The sequence below is a fragment of the Humiphilus diazotrophicus genome, assembly GCF_059726315.1.
In genome coordinates this window covers 4,606,504-4,625,053 of the sequence record NZ_AP040870.1, presented here as the reverse complement: position 1 = coordinate 4,625,053, position 18,550 = coordinate 4,606,504, and the positions used below count along the sequence as shown (strand labels likewise).

General features: G+C 52.8%; 13 protein-coding genes. 5 read left to right on the top strand and 8 right to left on the bottom strand.

Annotated features, from left to right (window positions below):
* Positions 1-28: 28 nt before the first annotated feature.
* The 3 genes from AC6I7T_RS19475 to AC6I7T_RS19465 all read left to right on the top strand — a co-directional run bounded on the left by AC6I7T_RS19475 (position 29) and on the right by AC6I7T_RS19465 (position 3,625).
* Positions 29-1,594, top strand: a complete 1,566-nt coding sequence (locus AC6I7T_RS19475; protein WP_497794625.1) for a cellulose synthase family protein — start codon at positions 29-31, stop codon at positions 1,592-1,594.
* 288 nt (positions 1,595-1,882) lie between these two features.
* On the top strand, positions 1,883-3,217 hold the full coding sequence (locus tag AC6I7T_RS19470; RefSeq protein WP_497789175.1) for an aminopeptidase P N-terminal domain-containing protein: 1,335 nt from the start codon (positions 1,883-1,885) through the stop codon (positions 3,215-3,217).
* Positions 3,218-3,232: 15 nt separating this feature from the next.
* The gene (locus AC6I7T_RS19465) at positions 3,233-3,625 is read left to right on the top strand and encodes a hypothetical protein (RefSeq protein WP_497789173.1); all 393 of its coding nucleotides are present in this window, start codon (positions 3,233-3,235) and stop codon (positions 3,623-3,625) included.
* Positions 3,626-3,745: 120 nt separating this feature from the next.
* Here AC6I7T_RS19465 and AC6I7T_RS19460 read toward each other — a convergent pair whose 3' ends face one another.
* The 7 genes from AC6I7T_RS19460 to AC6I7T_RS19430 all read right to left on the bottom strand — a co-directional run bounded on the left by AC6I7T_RS19460 (position 3,746) and on the right by AC6I7T_RS19430 (position 14,784).
* Positions 3,746-4,612, bottom strand: a complete 867-nt coding sequence (locus AC6I7T_RS19460; RefSeq protein WP_497789172.1) for a putative outer membrane beta-barrel protein — start codon at positions 4,610-4,612, stop codon at positions 3,746-3,748.
* A gap of 186 nt (positions 4,613-4,798) precedes the next feature.
* On the bottom strand, positions 4,799-7,909 hold the full coding sequence (locus tag AC6I7T_RS19455; protein WP_497789171.1) for an Rne/Rng family ribonuclease: 3,111 nt from the start codon (positions 7,907-7,909) through the stop codon (positions 4,799-4,801).
* Positions 7,910-8,498: 589 nt separating this feature from the next.
* Complete coding sequence (rodA, locus tag AC6I7T_RS19450; RefSeq protein ID WP_497789169.1) at positions 8,499-9,596, bottom strand: rod shape-determining protein RodA; 1,098 nt, start codon at positions 9,594-9,596, stop codon at positions 8,499-8,501.
* Between the two features lie 2 nt (positions 9,597-9,598).
* Positions 9,599-11,578, bottom strand: coding sequence for a penicillin-binding protein 2 (gene mrdA, locus AC6I7T_RS19445; protein WP_497789167.1), 1,980 nt, complete (start codon positions 11,576-11,578; stop codon positions 9,599-9,601).
* 135 nt (positions 11,579-11,713) lie between these two features.
* A complete protein-coding gene (mreD, locus tag AC6I7T_RS19440) occupies positions 11,714-12,235 on the bottom strand; it encodes a rod shape-determining protein MreD (RefSeq protein ID WP_497789165.1) in 522 nt (173 codons plus the stop codon).
* A gap of 2 nt (positions 12,236-12,237) precedes the next feature.
* Positions 12,238-13,635, bottom strand: coding sequence for a rod shape-determining protein MreC (mreC, locus tag AC6I7T_RS19435; RefSeq protein ID WP_497789163.1), 1,398 nt, complete (start codon positions 13,633-13,635; stop codon positions 12,238-12,240).
* An 84-nt stretch (positions 13,636-13,719) separates the two neighbouring features.
* Complete coding sequence (locus AC6I7T_RS19430) at positions 13,720-14,784, bottom strand: rod shape-determining protein (RefSeq protein ID WP_497794624.1); 1,065 nt, start codon at positions 14,782-14,784, stop codon at positions 13,720-13,722.
* Positions 14,785-14,981: 197 nt separating this feature from the next.
* On the opposite strand from AC6I7T_RS19430, the gene AC6I7T_RS19425 reads away from it, so the two are divergent.
* Together AC6I7T_RS19425 and ald are read left to right on the top strand one after the other, a co-directional pair.
* Complete coding sequence (locus AC6I7T_RS19425) at positions 14,982-16,475, top strand: aldehyde dehydrogenase family protein (protein ID WP_497789162.1); 1,494 nt, start codon at positions 14,982-14,984, stop codon at positions 16,473-16,475.
* Between the two features lie 44 nt (positions 16,476-16,519).
* On the top strand, positions 16,520-17,635 hold the full coding sequence (gene ald / locus AC6I7T_RS19420) for an alanine dehydrogenase (protein WP_497789160.1): 1,116 nt from the start codon (positions 16,520-16,522) through the stop codon (positions 17,633-17,635).
* A gap of 67 nt (positions 17,636-17,702) precedes the next feature.
* On the opposite strand, the gene AC6I7T_RS19415 is transcribed toward ald, so the two are convergent.
* Entirely contained in the window at positions 17,703-18,449 is a 747-nt protein-coding gene (locus tag AC6I7T_RS19415; protein ID WP_497789159.1) for a hypothetical protein, read from the bottom strand.
* Positions 18,450-18,550: the final 101 nt, after the last annotated feature.

Sequence of the window (18,550 nt, the reverse complement as noted above, 5' to 3'; positions counted from 1 at the left end):
TCAATCCGGGTTCAAGCACTACCTCAAAATGCAGTATGCGGACCAGACCTTTAAAGGGCTCTATCGCTGGAACCCCTTCGACGCGGCGTTACTGATCCCGTACTTCTTCGTCATGATTGTTTTGGCGTTTTACGGTGTGCACCGTTATCAGATGGTCTGGCAGTACTACCGCAATCGCAAAAAGTACAATCCTAATCCGCCAAAGCACTTTGACGAACTCCCCCGAGTAACCATTCAGCTCCCGATTTTTAATGAGCAGTTCGTTATCGATCGCCTGATTGAGGCTTGCTGCAACCTGGAATATCCCAAGGATAAGCTTGAAATTCAGGTGCTCGACGACTCGACCGATGAGACCAAAGATGTCGCTGCAGCTATTGTCGAACGCTATCGGGCTCTGGGGAATCCAATTGTCTACCTGCACAGAGAAAATAGGCATGGATTCAAGGCAGGCGCACTGGATGCGGGACTAAAGGTTGCTTCCGGCGAGTTTGTAGCTATCTTTGATGCCGATTTCGTTCCACCGCACGACTGGCTGATGAATGTCATCCATCATTTTGCCGAACCTGAAATCGGGATGGTGCAGACCCGCTGGACTCACCTCAACCGCGATTACAGTTTTCTGACTCAGGTGGAAGCAATCCTGCTCGACGGGCACTTCACGTTGGAACACGGAGCGCGTTCGAGAACCGGTGTCTTCTTTAATTTCAATGGAACCGCAGGGGCATGGCGTCGTCAGGCCATTACCGATGCAGGGGGCTGGCAGCACGACACCCTTACGGAAGATACAGACCTAAGCTATCGCTCACAGTTAGCTGGCTGGAAGTTTAAATACCTTCCGCACATCGAATGCCCCGCAGAACTGCCCATCGAAATGACGGCCTTCAAAACACAGCAGGCACGTTGGGCTAAGGGACTTATCCAGACATCGAAGAAGATTCTTCCGATAGTCTTCCGCAGCAAGGAACCTTTCCACGTCAAGATCGAATCCTTCTATCACTTGACGGCCAATCTCAGTTATCCGCTGATGATTGCTATGTCAGTGCTACTGATGCCGGCAATGATCATCCGTTTCTATCAAGGATGGTTTCAGATGCTGTTGATCGATGTGCCGCTCTTTCTGGCGTCAACACTCTCGATCTCATCTTTCTACCTGGCATCACAGATGGAGCTGTTCCCCAGAAAATGGTACCGGACAATCTTTTTCCTGCCCTTTTTAATGTCGCTAGGAATAGGTTTAACGGTCACGAACAGCAAAGCTGTGATGGAAGCCGTCTTCGGAATCAAGAGCGCCTTCAAGCGAACTCCCAAATATCGTGTTCAGAAGAAGGGTGAAAAATCTGCGGCAAGTAAATATCGCAAACGGTTGGGAATCGTACCGTGGATCGAGTTACTAATCGGTTGCTATTTTGCATTAACGATCTACTACGCAGTCTCAAATCAAAACTATTTCACGGTGCCGTTCCTACTCCTCTTTGTCGTCGGATATTGGTACACCGGCTTGCTTAGCTTGCTCCAAGGCCGATTTGAACGTTGGCGTACAAGGCAAGGCGATACGGAAGAATCTTCTCCGAAGCCATTCCCAGTTGGAGTGTAACGCCTAACCAAGTCGAATCTCGTTTCTTATAAATGGGGAGCCAGGAAGAGCAGCAACTTCCTGGCTTTCTATTTGGAGCATTCCTGCATAGGTTTGACTCGCCAACGATTGCGTGTGCTTCCGGCCTTTTAGTCCACATATTTGCGGGAAATGCTCCAATTTTCTGGCAGCATTGGAGAAGCTTTTGGTACGGTCTCATCAAGGGCTGTAATGTGTAGCTAAATCTAGTCCAAGTTGCCCAATTCTGACATCAAGCACATTTCATCTGCGGAAGGTTCTTCTACGACGATGCGAAAATCTCTCCTTCTTCTCTTTGCATTCTTTTTCTTTTCTACTGCCCTGCTGGCTCAGGAAAAGCAGCCAGCCTCGACGTATCACTCCCGCCGGGTAGAACTGGCTTCAAGTCTTAAAGGAGGCATCGCAGTTCTATTTGCCGCAGAAGAACCGCAGATGGAGTTTATGTCCTATCGGCAGGATGAGGATTTCTACTATCTGACGGGATGGAATGAACCGGGAGCAGTGCTACTGGTCGTCGGAGACGCTCCTGCAGCTATCTCGCCTCGCAAATATCGTGAAATCCTCTTCTTGCCCACCCGGAACCTTCGAGCAGAGCTTTATACGGGGGTAAAGCTGGATGCCTCTTCTCCCGGAGTCACTCAAGCAACCGGGGTCGATGAGGTTTTAACGATGACGGATCTCCCCAAAGTCTTGGGAGATCTGATCACGAAGGATCGTGGACTCGTCCAGCACTTTTGGGGGCAACCGGACGCCTCCCAGGCCAAAGCACTGTCACAGTGGACGGCAACAACTCTAGGCTCCTCCGCACCTCCGGAATGGCATGATGTCGCAGCATTGACGCAAAGGCTCCGCCTCATCAAGGATGCCGGAGAATTGGAGCTCATCAAGAAGGCGACCAACGCTTCGATTGCAGCGCAGCGGGTGATGATGAGAGCGGCCCGCCCCAAAGTCTCCGAAAGAGCTATTGCTGGACAGATGATTGCCAAAATGATGGAAGGAGGCTGTGAACGGCCTTCTTATCCACCTATTGCTGGTTCAGGCAAAAATTCAACCATCCTGCATTATTCCGAAAACTCCGGAGTGCTTGAAACAGGAGATCTCATGGTGGTAGACGCTGCTGGGGAATACTCCATGTATGCGTCCGATATTACCCGGACAGTCCCAATAGGTGGGCACTTCACCCCACGGCAAAAAGAGATCTACGACATAGTGCTCGGCGCACAGCGTGCCGCAATAGCTGCTTTTGTTGCGGGCAAGTCGAAGATCAACGATCGCGATCATAAGGACCCCGATTCTCTGGATACAGCTGCATGGAACTATATCCATACCCATGGAAAAGATCTGCACGGAGAACCACTCGACAAGTACTGGCTGCACGGCCTGGGGCATATGGTAGGAATCGATGTGCATGATCCGGCCGATTACCCTGCTGTTCTGAAGCCGGGAATGGTCTTTACAATTGAACCCGGTATCTACATCCCGGAAGAGAAGCTGGGAGTTCGTATTGAAGACACCTTCTACGTAGCCCCAGATGGAAAGTTGATTGATTTGGTCTCCGATCTTCCACATACGACAGAAGAAGTAGAAGCAGAAATGAAGAGATAAGGATCAGGAAGAACTATGACAAAGATCGTTTGGGCATTCCTGTCCATCGCCGGTGGATTTGTAACCATGGCAGTGCTGATTGGATTTGCCACATTTCTTCTCAATCGTACTGTCCCGGAATGGACAGCTGAAAGATCCGCTTCAAAGCGAACTTATCTCGTCGTAAACATCGGATACACGATTGTGGCGGCATTGGCGGGAGGTTATATCACAACATGGATTGCACGGGAGAACCAGTTCGTGCATCTGTTGGCACTTGCGCTTGTTACCTTACTGTTGGGAGCTCTCTCAGCCTTACAGATGCGTGGAAAACAGCCGGTCCTATATCAACTTCTCTTGGCCGCATTAACACCGATGGCGGTCGTAGCCGGTGGATTTCTGCGCTTACGAGTTATGGGAATTCTCTGATGTACTACGAATTCATCTTCGATACAGCCAAATGTGGAATATAAGGGCCGGGAAAACAAATGCGGAGATTCGATAAGAATCTCCGCATTTGTTTCTAAATTTCTGCTCTGTTACAAGTATTTACCAGCGAACACCGACAGTAACAGGAATTAAACCGGTAGTTCCCAATCCCCAGGAAGTTTGATCCTTAGGCCCAGGCGTCTTAATCCAGACGTAGCGGGCTTCTTCAAAGAGTTTGACGCGAGAATTCTGACCTATCATTTGGGTAAATCCAACGCCAAGGTTCAGTCCACCTTGGTTGCTGGAAAAGTGCCCAACAGTCACATTCTGGGTGCAGGTATAGTAGCCATAGTAGTAGCTATAGCAGTAGGAATCGACTGGTGTCGTAAATGTTGTGACCTTGCGATAGAAGCCGCCACCGCCTGTAACATAGGCGTTGTTGGTACCATGAGGGCGCAGATAGAAGATAGGGTTGAGAGTTAACGACCAAATACGTGCGTGTCCGCCAAGCTGATTCACTCCTTGCGAAGCAAGATCGGACGAATCGTATACAGAGGAGAGAAACTTCCCAGGAAGCTTGTTCTGCATAAATTGATATTCAGCCAAGACTCCAAACTGGGGATTAAACTGCCAACCTGCGCCTAAAGTGAGATTTCCGCCCCAAGTGATATAGGGATTATCGTTTCCTATTGGAGCATTAAATCCACCGCCGGCCTCGAAGGCCAGATGGCTCCAACGATCCTGATACGCGTTCGGATGATAACCACCTCTTCCACGGCCATATCCACCATTCCCGGATTGTGGAGAGGGATCTCCTGAACCACCACCCATATCTTCATCAGCTGCAAGCTGATATTGAGTAGAGCTGGAATAAGATGCGCTGTTCGATGTCTGTGCCAGCACATTTGAAGTAGCGGTGATCATGGCTACGGCACAACCCGCCAGGATTACACGATTGAGAAAACCGCCAATTGAAAAAGCAGACATGTTCAAAAGCCTCGAGTGGTCTGAAAAGTCCGGAGAATCTTGCTCCGTGTTCCTCATGTATTGGTTAGACACAAGGCCAATCATTTTGATGCGTTGAAAAACATGATCGCAGCAAAAAGACGAGGCCGGATAACTCCGGCCTCGTCTTTAAATGATATCAGTAACAACTTGGCTAACGAAATTGCCCTAGTGAATGTCAAACTGTTCTGGGTGTAATGCTGGATCGCTTTTAACAATAATATTGCGGCCAATCATCTCTTCCAGTTCAGTTAGCCAACGTGCATTACTAGCTTTCAATGCCTTGACTACCTCGGGATTTACTCGCAGCAAGACATCGCCATGCTCAAAATGCTTCCGCATCTTGCGCATCTCAATATAGATCTCATTGCAAACGGTAGCTGCACTCTTCACCATGCCGGTACCCACGCAAATCGGGCACTGAACACTAAGAGTACGTTCCAGTGACTGCTTGACACGCTTGCGTGTGATAGCAACTAATCCAAAGTCGTTAAACTGCAAAACCTTCGATGGAGCACGATCCGCCTTCAGTGCTTCTTCCAAAGCCTGCATTACCTTGTGACGATTCTTGCGCTCGTCCATGTCGATAAAGTCGATAACAATAATTCCGCCGAGGTCGCGCAAGCGAATTTGCCGCACGATCTCCGGAATTGCATCGAGATTCGTCTTGAGGATGGTGTCCTCTAAACGAGCCGTCTTACCAACATATTTACCGGTATTAATGTCGATAGCTACTAAAGCTTCCGTCTGATTGATGACAATCGAACCACCGGACTTTAGCCAGACCTTCGACTTCAGAGCCTTAGTGATCTCATCCTGGATGCCAAATTGCTCAAAGAGCGGCATCTCCTTCGTGTAGAGTTTGACGCGTCTGATGAGAGAAGGTTGGAAACGATTTAGGAAGCGGACAATCCGCTCATATTCCGACTCGGAATCTACCCAAATGGTTGAGAAGTTGTCCGTTACCTGATCGCGCAGAATACGTTCGACCAGATTGAGATCGTGGTAGATGAGTGAAGGAGCTTTGCCGTTGTCCGTTCTCTGCCGAATTTCTGCCCACAGATTCAGCAGAAAACGCATATCCGCACGGAGCTCTTCTTCGGTAGCGCCATCGGCTGCAGTCCGAACAATAAAGCCTCCCGTCACATCTCCCTTCTCGCTGATGAGAATGCGCTTCAAGCGCTGGCGCTCTTCATCGGAGGAGATCTTGCGCGATACGCCTACATGGTTCACGGTCGGCATAAAGACCAGGAATCGACCCGGCAAGGCAATATGACTGGTAATGCGAGCGCCCTTCTTGGCGATGGGCTCTTTGGCAATCTGAACCAGGATCTCTTGTCCGGGCTTTAGAAGGTCGCTGATAACCGGCAGATCAGTAGTCTGCGCAGTGGCGCGGCGTGGACCACCACGACGCCCGCGCTGGCGATTGCGATTCTTTCGATCGTCTCTGCGACGGCTGGGAGCTGGAGCAGCACCCTCTTCAACAGCCGGCTCTTCTTCTTCGATTTCTTCAATCTCGGCTTCGGAGACAAAGGTCTCAGACTCTTCGAGGTCGCTATCGATCTCCTCTTCCGCTATTTCCTCTTCTTCGGTTTCCGTCCCACTACCAAAGGAAAGCTGAATGCGGTGGTCGAGATGAGCTTCCTGGAACATCTCTCCCAAATCGCCGCTGTTGAATTGCTGATCGAGGGTCTCTTCTTCCAGCTCATCGAAGTCATGCTCGTCATAGGGAGTGTGGAAGGGAGCAATATCGTCCTCTTCCTCATCGATGATCTCTTCTTCCAAGAGACCCGCTCCCGGAGAAAAGGCTACTGCAGGTCTGGATTGAGAAGCGGCTTCCGCAGAGTCGTGAGGTGCAGCAGTGATCTCCTCTTCTTCCTGCGCTGAAGGCTCCATTTCTTCTTCTTCGCTGAAAGATAAGCTCTGCTGTGGATTCGAAAGCTCCTCAGACTCCACATCAGTATTCTGTACCTCTGGAGCTGCTTCTTCCTCTGCTTTGACGGCTTCGGCAGCTTCTGCTGCCGGCTGATCCTCAATAATTGGAGCAGGAGCCTCGGGAGAAGTTTCTTCTACCGCTGGAGAGCTGAATAAGCGGAACTCACTCGGGGCTGCAGGGTCAACACGGTAGGAGGCGGATGCCTCTTCAACGTGCTCTTCATTCCCTTCTTCCGGCTGCGGAACAGCTTCCGCTTCAACCATCGGAACACTAGTCTCGGCTTCCACAGCAGACGACGCTTCGACTATCGGAGCTGTTTCTTCCGCCGTCTGAGCTTCCAGAATTCCTTGAGGCTCACCCTCTACTTCATCGGGAGCAACTGCGATAGCCTCAGACTCTTCCACGGGCTCTTCGACCGAAGCAGAAGCTACTACCCCTGCATCGGACAAAACTCCGATAGGTTCGGCTGGAACTACTTCTGCAACCTCTTCTTTCCGACGAAGGAGAGCACGCGATTCCCCTGGCAAAAGTCCATTCCCATCCCAAACGATAGGCACTTCGATCAAGGTCGAAGGCTTGGGCATTTGCACTGAACGGGCGGGAGCAGCGGAAACGGGAGCTGTAGCTTCCGTTTTCTCAATGGGCTGGCCCCCATATTTCGAGAGCGATTCTCCGGGAAGAATTAACGGCGCAGGAGCAGGAGCCGGGCGAGTCTCTTTGGGAGCAATCTCAGATGCAACAGGTGCTGCAGACTCCAGAACCTCTTCTTCTTCCACCTGATTCACTAAATCGGTGGCTTCGCCCTGAGGAGCTACCTCTTCTTCGGACTGCTGTTGTGGCTGTCCGTGGCCACGGAATCCGCGCCGGCGGCCTCTACGACCACGCCAACGGCGAGTTCCCTGACGCTCGAATTCATCCTCTTCTTCTTGTTCCCCTGAAGGAGCATCCTGAGTTCCGGCAGCCGCTTGATCTGGTCCTGCCTTTTGACGTGCTTCCTGATTTTCCCGGGGTTCATGGGATTCCCGCTGCTCTTTGCCTTCGGACCGGTTCTGCTTTCCTTCACGGCGTCCTGGCTGCTGCGGAGTCATGCGCTCGTATTCGTCCGCATCCTCTTGTTCTTCCAGAAAGTCGGTGACATAGAGGAACGCATCGCGTTCCAGACCGATATCGACGAAGGCCGATTGCATACCGGGTAAAACGCGTGTAACGCGCCCCTTATAAATCGAGCCTGCAAGCGTGTATTCGTTCTCGCGTTCGTAGTAGATCTCCGCGAGCTGATCATCTTCCAGAATTGCCAACCGCGTTTCATGCGGAGTGCTGGAAATGCAAATTTCTTTTGCCATGCTGCCTCTCTGCCAGGAATTCAATTTCCTGGGCTATGCGGCGCAGGGCTTGATCAGAACAGAAAACACCTGTTCCCGGGAACTCCGGAAAGGAATGGGGCAGACGGAGAGATGGCCGAGCTGATTCTTCGGGTGAGGGGTACGACAATGCACCACCAGACTTTCGGTGGGGACTCACGAAAAGGATCGATTTGCTTACAGACACTATCCAGGCGCAAAGAGTTTGTGACCGCTTCAACCACTCGATAGGGCGGGGTCGTTACCCGTCTTTGCGCTCTCATTCCCAATCCCGCCGGGCCCGGGTTGATCAAAACCTGGCCGGCTAAAACTATTGATCTTAAACTTCAAGCTGCCGGCTGGATTCCTAATCGGAGGAGAGCCGGTTACAACAAGAAACCTTTTAAAAACCCCGAGACTTCCGGGGGGACTACAAACTCTTTTCGCCCGCGTCTGACTACAAGACGCCTACAGCGTTCCCCGTATCGCTTCAAACGGGTGAAACTTTACTCAGTGCAACTGTTCCGATAAAGAGCAACTGCACCTCACAAATTCAGACACACCCGATGATACGGGTAATGCTATTAGATGCCTAATTCACGAACCGATTCATCCGGACGTTCATAACCATGCCCAGAGCAAGAAACGTGAACAACACCGAAGATCCGCCATAACTCATAAGTGGCAGCGGGATTCCGGTAACCGGCATCAGTCCAACAACCATACCTACATTGACCGCAATTTGGAAGATCATTACGGCCACGACGCCCATTACAAGGAACGAACCAGGCAGGTCGGCGGCTGTTTGAGCGTTCTGTATCAAACGCATCAATATCAGAAAGTATAGCAGCAGGACTACAGTAGCGCCCACGAAGCCATGCTCCTCGCAGAAGGCTGCAAAGATAAAATCCGTATAGGGAATGGGCAGAAAATCTCCCTGTGTCTGGGTTCCCTTGGTAGCACCCTTCCCCCAAATTCCGCCCGAACCGACGGCAATCAGAGACTGACGAATCTGGTAGCCCGAGCCACGAGGATCTTCGTCCGGATTGATGAAGCTCGTAAGCCGAGCCTTCTGGTATGGCTTTAAAACTTTACCGCTGGTCCAGATGCCAACCACGGCAACCAGCGCCAGAGTAATTAGGATGGCCGCCTGCTTCCATCGAATCCCCCCAAGGAAGAGCCCACAAAGAAGGATCGGCGAGTAGGTCAAGGATGTTCCAAGGTCAGGTTGTTTCAGAACCATCAGCATCGGTAACCCAACCATGGCGAAAGCCTTGCCAATATCCTTCCAGGTCAACTCCCGCCCAGCCATGTTTGCGAAATACCGGGCTACTGCAACAATGAGCACGAGTTTGACCCATTCCGAGGGCTGAAAGTGCATCGGACCAATCCTGATCCAACGCTTTGCGCCCAAAACCCGGCTACCTGCCACCATGACGGCTACCAATGACATGAGGAAGAAGCCATAAGCCCAGTGCACGATGTCCAGCAGGCGGTGATAGTCGATCAGCGACATGATCAGCATGAGAGCCAGGCCGCCAAGGAGCCACAGAATCTGCTTGGAGTAAAAACCAACAAACTTGGTATGCAAAGTCGCACTGTAAATCTCAAAAACACTGATGACTGAGAGCAGCAGGACCATGCCCAGCAGCACCCAGTCAAAATCACGAAACGAAAGAAATCGCTGCATTCCTATCTCTTTGCAGCCTCAGGAACGAGAGCCGCTAATGCTGGTATCGCATCCGGAAGGACGAAATAACGTCCACCTTGCACGTGGTCCATTTGCGTGCGTTCAGTAGGCTTGGCCGGAGTGGACCACACCGCTCCCACCTCAACCGGCTGCGGAGTCTTGGCCTCTAAAAGATTATTATCCAACCGTCGCTGCTTGTTGACATAGGCCAGGATCACCCGCGAAGCCAATTGCCCAGCTAAAGTGCCATGTTCGCCACCTTCAACCAGCACACAAACCACAATCTCAGGGTTTCTTCTGGGAGCAACGCCAACAAACCATGCATTGTCTTTCGTGACTTTACCTGAACCGTGTCCCACAACCTGGGCGCTTCCCGTCTTTCCGGCAAAATCAATTCCCTCCAGATGGGCACTATTCGCTGTTCCGCCCGGACCGGTTACGAGCGCCATAGCATCGGTCACCTTCTCCCAATTTGCCGGATCGATTTCGACCTTCTTATCTCCGGACCCTGCAAAGGTATCCAACACTGCCTGGTGATATTCAGCAGGGACCTCGGAAGGCAGAACGACGTGAGGACGTACCAGAAGGCCTCCAGAGGTAATCCCGGCGATGGCACGAGCCATCTGAATTGGGGTAGTTGCGATTGCACCCTGTCCAATTCCCACGGAAATCGTCTCACCGGCATACCACTTCTCGTGGAAATTCTTCATCTTCCACTGCTCGGAGGGCATAACCCCAGACACTTCATTGGGAAGATCGATTCCGGTCTTCTGTCCAAGGCCAAGCGCTTGTGCCCATTTGGCGATCTTTCCAATACCCATTCTTTCTGCCAGGGTATAGAAAAACACGTCGCAGGACTGCCAGACGGCTTTGGTGATTTCGACCGAGCCATGACCATGCTTTTGCCAGCATTGGAAATAGCGGCCATAGAAGGTAGCTCCGCCACCGCAGCTGACATGTAGGTCCTGAGCAATTCCTTCCTGCAACCCGGCTGTAGCCATGATGATCTTGAAGGTCGATCCCGGAGCCAACTGCGCCTGAATCGCCTTATTCAACAGTGGGTGATTGGGATCGGTTATTAAGCGAGTCCACTCCTCACGACCAATGCGAACAGCGAATGCATTGGGATCGTAGGCAGGACGGCTGGCCAGCGCAAGGATCTCGCCTGTCCGCGGATCCATGGCTACAACCGCACCATTCCGGTTCTGCAAAACCTGCTCGGCTGCCCTCTGGACGTCGATATCGATGGTCAGCTTCAGATCTTTTCCTGGAACAGCATGTTCACTGCGCAACCGGCCGACTTCGCGGCCATGGCTATCGACCAGTACCTCGCGAGCGCCATCCTGACCGCGCAAAATTTGGTCGTAGGTCTGCTCAACTCCGGCCTTACCAACCACATCTCCTGGGGCATAGTAAGCGTAGCGAGGATCGTTGAGCATCTCCTCGCTGACCTCACCAACGTAGCCGATCAAGTGAGCTGCAAATCCGTCCTGAGGATACAAGCGTCGCTGTTCGTCTACAGTTTCCAGCTCGGGAAGCTCATTTCGATGGGCTTCGATAAAGGCCTGCTCATCCGGGGTGATGTCCTGTTTGAGCGGAATTGGCTGGTAATTGGGAGCCAGGCGGAAGTGTTTAAGAATCCCACGGAGCGAATCGATGTCCATGTGAAGCCCGTGAGCAATCAGCGGCAGATCCGCTTCCATGTCACGCCCCTGCTCCCGCAGCAGGAAACAGGAGATCGACGGATAATTGTCCACCAGGAGACGTCCATCCCGATCGAACAGCTTTCCGCGTGGCGCAAGAATCGGAACCTTACGAACCCGGTTCTGTTCCGCCAGAGCCTTCCAGTTCTCCGAGCCCAAGACCTGCAACCGCCACAGGCCGGACGAGAGGACCAACAAAATGGCAAGGATGAGGTACTGCACAGCGGCAATCTTGATAGCTGGCAGTTTTTCGTCCCGGTTAATCTTCTCCTGATACATCACAATGGGGACCGCTCTACAGCGACTTCCCTATGGACCGTGGCTCTTACGTGTATCACTTGCCCCATCCCACGCCACCGCGGAAGACGCTTGGTTAAACACAATGTATTCTTGCCACTGCAGTTGCGGATATTACTATTCTGTGACCCGCGTCCGATCCAGTAATGCGAATAAGACTACGGCAACAATAGCGTTCACAACCGCCTTAATCAGCTCGTAGATCCAACTCCAGGTAAAACCTATGCCCAACAAACGCTGCAATATCAATACATAGACCGCGCTGGAGAGCAAAGTAAAGACGAAATTGAGAATCAGCCTTGTGCCGTGATTGTCTACATCCAGGCGAACGCCCAAGGACGCGGCACAGAAGCCAATCAGCGATTTCGCAATCCCATTGATCCCAATGGGGCGCTGTGTAAGAGCATCCTCCATAATTCCGATCAATGCACCAATTAGTGTGCCATGGATGGGATTACGTCTCGCAATCGCAAAATAAATCGCCACGATCAAAGGCAGATCCATAATCCCAAAACGGGGAAAGAGTTTCGGAAGATAGGCCTGCACTCCAATAGCAACCAGAGGCACTGCAAACGAGACAATTAGCGGGAAGGATTGCACTTCCACGTCATGACGAGAACGGGCCGTCAGGATAGGCATAACTAACGATTCCCTCCCTGTGGCGAAGTTGGGCGAGATGTCTGATCCCCAGGATTAGCTGCCGGACGCTGCGGTCTGTCCGAAGGAGCAGCTTTCTTTTGCTCCGGGGTGGTTGTCCCCGGTTGTCCTGCCGGTTTTCGCGGCGGCACTGTCGCTGGCCTGGAAGCGTCACTACCGGGTGTGATCGGCCTCGGAACCGTTGGCTTGGTCCCTTGTACCGGACCAGTTCCAGGTGCAGAAGCCGGCGGTACAACTCTTCGTGGCGCACTCTGCCCAGGAGTCAGGCTAGAGGCAGAAGGCACCGCAGATGGACTGAACCGGTCGGGATGAGCCGTCGGCAGGGGGCGAGCCGGACGGGAAGTATCCAGAGTCTGGCCTTCCTGCTGGTTCTGCTGATCCGCCGACTGAGGAGTGTTGGGATCTTTCAGGCTAGGCAGACGCTCGGCCAAGATCTCGGAGGCGCGCTTCTTCTCTTTGTCCAGTGCGACAGCTGGCCCTTGCTGTTCCTGACTAGCTTCCAAGTCCTTCAACTGCTCGGTGGGCATTTGATCACTCACATTGGTGATCACCAGAACCTCTTCCAGACGGGACAAATTCGCAGCCGGACGGATCAGGATGTCGATATATGGATCGCGATCCGGATCATGGACAACTTTCTCCACAACCCCCACAGGTAATCCCCGTGGAAATACCTGATCTCCACCGCTGGTGAGAACTCGCTCGCCGGGCTTGATCCGGTCATCCGGCAAAATGTTGATGATTTGGGGCTGACCAGCGGCATTTCCGCGAAGGATACCCCGGATTCTCGTGTTTTCGAGGATCACCCCGGCTCCACTGGATTGGTCGTTCACTTCCAAAACCTGAGCGGTATTCGGGAAAACGTCGCGGATCTTGCCAACAATCCCGTCCGGAGTGATTACCGGCTGGTCGGGTTTTAATCCGTCATTGGAGCCCTTGTCGATATACAACACACGGGCCTGATCTGTTCCGGAGGTTCCAATCACCTGGGCAGGAACAGTCTTGTAGACATAGTGCTCGCGGAAGGAAAGCAGGGCCTGCAGACGCTGGCCCTGGCGCGCATCTTCAAGGAGGGCAGCCTGCTCAAAACGCAGGCGATTGATCTCTGTTTTCAGGTCCTGATTCTGTTGGCGCGTATTGCGTAGATCGATGTAACCGGACCACAGACCGCGAATGGAACTTCCAATGAAATGAAAAGCTTTCTCCGGCGGAGTCACGATCGAAACGACCCAGAAGCGAAGGAGACGGACCTGTTGACCATCCTGATGCCCCCCTTGCGAGGATGCAGGCCGCCGAACCTGGACGGCAAGCCCAATAACCTGGGCCAACAAGACCAGCACCAGTACCAGGATGTTTTTGTAACGACCGAAGAATGTTTCCATTAGTCTGCAGCTTTTGGCTGTAAGAGAGGGTGGACAGAGTGCCGCTCAGGCGGTTCCGGGATAGGAACCGCCGACAGGCTACTACTAGTCAATCTTGATCTTCCGGAGCAAGCGGAAGTCGGAGAGCATCTTGCCGGTCCCCAGTACGACGGAGGCCAGAGGATCGTCGGCAATTGAAACCGGCAACCCGGTTTCTTCCCGGATACGCTTGTCCAAATTCTTGATAAGAGCGCCACCACCGGTAAGAACAATACCGCGATCACTGATATCGGCAGAAAGTTCCGGCGGGGTCCGCTCCAAAGCTACGCGGATCGCATTCATGATGGTCGAGATGCACTCCGTCAGGGCCTCACGGATCTCGCTATCGTCGATGGTAATCGTCTTCGGAACGCCCTCGATCAGGTTGCGTCCCTTGATTTCCATCGTTAGAGGCTTATCCAGGGTGTATGCCGAGCCAATCTCGATCTTGATCTGTTCCGCCGTGCGTTCCCCAATCAGCAAGTTGTACTTGCGTTTGAGGTAATTCATAATGGCTTCGTCCATCTGATTGCCGGCCATACGAACCGAGCGCGAATAGACAATGCCGGAGAGCGAGATAACCGCGATATCTGTGGTACCACCGCCAATATCGACGACCATGTTGCCGCTGGGCTCAGTAATCGGAAGCCCGGCACCGATGGCAGCCACCATGGCCTGTTCGACCAGAAAGACTTCGCTGGCTTTGGCGCGATAAGCAGAATCTTCGACAGCGCGCTTTTCCACCTGCGTAATTTCGGAAGGAACGCCGATCACAATGCGGGGATGCACCAGCATCTTGCGATTGTGGGCCTTCTGGATGAAGTAGTTGAGCATCTTCTCGGTGACTTTGAAGTCAGCGATGACGCCGTCCTTCATCGGCTTGATTGCAACAATGTTGCCGGGGGTACGCCCCAGCATTTCCTTCGCTTCCTTGCCGACAGCTTCTACTTCCCCGGTGTTCTTGTTGATGGCAACGATTGAGGGCTCATTTACGACAATCCCTTTGCCTGCAGCATAAACAAGTGTGTTTGCTGTACCTAGATCGATCGCGAGATCGCTGGAAAATACACTAAACAGCGAGCGCACGCCGTGCGACCGCGAGGAACGCGACTGGAAACCATTCGATGACATTATCTGAAGACGAAACTTTCCCTGAAGCTCAGGAAGTATTGTAAGGCCATAAGGGAATTGCTGCATGAGTTGATAACAAACTCAGTGGCAAAGCAACGTATGAGTAATGACCTTGCTGTCTACTTACGCAACAGAAGAAACCAAACTACTCTCTTACGATATGCTTTTTCTTTCGGGCAGTGTACGGAATAAAAAAAATGACCACAAACCTCTACCACAATCTGATCGGTGGAAAGTGGATTCCGGCTCGCAAAGCCAAGACTTTTCTCAACGTTAACCCCGCAAACTCCAACGACGTTATCGGAGAATTTCAAGCATCAGCAGCTGAAGACATCGATGCCGCAGTAGCCGCTGCCAAAGCTGCATACGCCCATTGGCGGCTGGTTCCAGCTCCCAAACGCGCAGAAATCCTTTATCGTACCGGCGAATTGCTTGCCCAGCGAAAAGAGCAATACGCCCGCGATATGACACGCGAAATGGGAAAAGTTCTAAATGAGACCCGTGGAGATGTCCAGGAAGCAATCGATACGGCGTTCTATATGGCAGGAGAGGGTAGACGGCTCTTCGGTCAGACAACACCTTCCGAATTACCGAATAAATTTGCCATGAGTGTGCGCATGCCTGTCGGAGTCTGCGGCATGATTGCTCCCTGGAATTTCCCCATGGCGATCCCTTCCTGGAAGCTCTTCCCCGCCTTGGTCTGTGGAAATACTTGTGTGGTCAAGCCTGCGGAAGATACTCCACTCTCCACCTTCAACCTGGTACAAACCCTCATGGATGCGGGACTTCCGGAGGGCGTAGTAAACATCGTCACAGGTTTCGGACCGGAGGCAGGTGCCCCCCTGGTTACCCACCCCGAGGTTCGGGCCATTTCTTTTACAGGCTCCAGTGAAGTCGGCCGTCTCGTGGGCCAGGCAGCTGCAGGCCATTTCAAGCCCTGCTCGCTCGAAATGGGCGGTAAGAATGCCATGATCGTCCTCGACGATGCCAATCTGGACTTAGCACTGGATGGGGCCGTCTGGGGAGCCTTCGGCACCACCGGGCAGCGCTGTACGGCCACAAGCCGGATCCTGCTCCATTCGGCTATCGCCGCCGAGTTTACAGAGAGGTTTGTCGCTAGAGCCAAGGCCCTACGAGTGGGTGACGGGCTCCAGGAGGCCATCGAAATGGGGCCTCAAATCAATCAACAGCAGATCGACACTTCAGCCCGTTACTGCCAGATCGGACAGGAACAGGGCGCCAAGCTTCTTTGTGGAGGCAAACGGCTTGAAGAGGGAGATTTTGCGAAGGGCACCTTCTTTTCCCCCACCATCTTCAGCCAAGTCAAACCGGATATGAGGATTGCCCAGGAAGAGATCTTTGGCCCGGTTGTGAGCTTGATTGAATTCAGCAGTTATGAAGAAGCGATATCGATTGCCAATGGCATTTCATACGGCCTCTCCACAGCTCTCTATACCCGCAATGTCAACCATGCATTCCAGGCCATGCGCGATCTGGAAGCAGGCATTACGTACGTCAACGCACCGACTATCGGAGCTGAAGTCCATCTGCCTTTCGGAGGAGTAAAGCAGACCGGCAATGGGCATCGCGAAGGTGGTACCGGAGCGCTCGATTTTTACACCACATGGAAAAGCGTTTATGTCGACTATTCGGACAAACTGCAACGCGCTCAGATTGATAATGCCGAATAGGTGACGCTCTTCAAGACCCGTAATCTGCGCAACAAGGAGCCCTAATGATCATTGGAGTACCCAAAGAAGTTAAGGACCACGAAAGCCGCGTAGGAATTACCCCAGCAGGAGTGAAGGCATTAAGCCATGCCGGACACAAGGTGTTGGTAGAAACAAAGGCTGGCGATGAATCAGCATTCACCGATGCCGAATATCAGACAGCCGGCGCAGAAATTGTCGGGGAAGCGGCAAATGTCTGGGGACATGCAGACATGGTGGTGAAAGTAAAGGAGCCAATTGCCAAGGAATACGGCTTCTTCCGTGAAGGACTTGTACTCTTTACGTATCTGCACTTGGCACCTGTTCCAGATCTGACCGAAAAGCTGCTCTCATCCAAGGTGATAGGTATCGCCTATGAGACAGTTCGGGACAAACAGGGTGGCTTGCCCCTGCTGACGCCAATGTCCGAGGTAGCCGGACGCATGTCCGTTCAGGTTGGCGCCACCTATCTCCAAAAAGAGCACGGTGGCCGAGGATTATTGCTCGGGGGCGTCCCGGGAGTCCCACCTGCCAATGTGTGCATCGTCGGTGGCGGATATGTGGGCATCAATGCAGCAAAGATGGCTCTGGGACTGGGAGCAAAAGTAACCCTCGTAGATCTGAACCTGAACCGCTTACGCGAGCTCGACGATATTTTTGGAGGACGCCTCTATACCCTGTCTTCCAATTCCCACAATATCGCCGAAGCCGTGGCCGCAGCAGACCTTGTGATTGGAGCCGTACTGATTCCTGGAACATCAGCTCCCAAGCTGGTCACCAAGGAGATGGTCTCCACCATGAAGCGCGGTGCCGTCATCGTCGACGTCGCTATCGATCAGGGTGGATGTATTGAGACCGCAAAGCCAACCACACATAGCGATCCCTCCTATACGGTCAACGGAGTCGTGCACTATTGCGTGACCAATATGCCGGGAGCTGTTCCAAACACCTCGACATTGGCCCTTACCAACGCAACCTTGCCTTACGTCTTGAAACTGGCAAATAACGGAGCCAAGAAGGCAATCCTCGAGGACTCTGGAATCGCGGAAGGCGTAAACACCTACCTGTCGACCCTCACCTACAAGGGAGTTGGAGAATCGCAAAATCGCCCCTGGAAACCTGTTCGCGAGTTGCTCTCCTAAAGGGACTCCGATTCAAACAATAGAAAAGCGTGGCCACAGCCACGCTTTTCTATTTGCCAGAACCTCTTCACTTCATGGTCACAGATTGAGTGAGACGGAAAGTTAACTGCGCTTCGGCGGGGAGGACAAGATCTTTGTTTCCCGTAAACGCGGTTCCTGCCGTTCCGGCACCAGCACCGGCAAGACCGCCGATGAGAGCACCTTTGCCACCTCCGGCGAGACCGCCAATGAGAGCACCCAGGCCAGCGCCTCCACCGATAAATCCGGCTGTACGCTTACCTTTGCCCTTCATGGCACGCTCAACGGTACTGGTAGCAACTTCGTAAGAATGACCATCCACGCGAACCGAATCCAGACGAACAGCCAATACAGCTGCTCCCTTGAATCGGCCCCTCGCCTTTGCATTGGTTACCGTACCGGTAGCTGATGCACCAGCAGGAATCACCTCATGACCTTCCACGGACACAGGGGAGGAGACTGTAGCAGTAAAGCTCTCTCCAGGTTGGCTGTTTTTCGAGCTAAGCGTCTGTCCCAATCTCACGGTGATCCGAGTCCCTGCTGGAATGGTGTAGGCAACCGGAGCAGGGGGTGCTGCCGGAGCTGGAGCTGGGGCCGCAGTGCTCCCCGGAGCAGCACTGGCTGGAGCCGACGAGGTTGGAGCTGCAGCCGTCCCTGCCGTTCCCGGCTGATTGGGTGCAGCCTGGCTCGGAGTCTGCTGACTGTTTGCTGATTGATCTTGCTTCTTGCACCCGGCGGCGAACAACATGCCAGCAAGCGCGACGGCGATGATGGGCTTACTAAAACGAACGTTCATAATCTTTGTCTATTACTTGTAAAGTAGGGTGAATCGACGTGGTAAAAGGTTGCCCGGCAGAGCGCGATAATTTTGCCATTATCTTTGGCGATTTTGCCCGG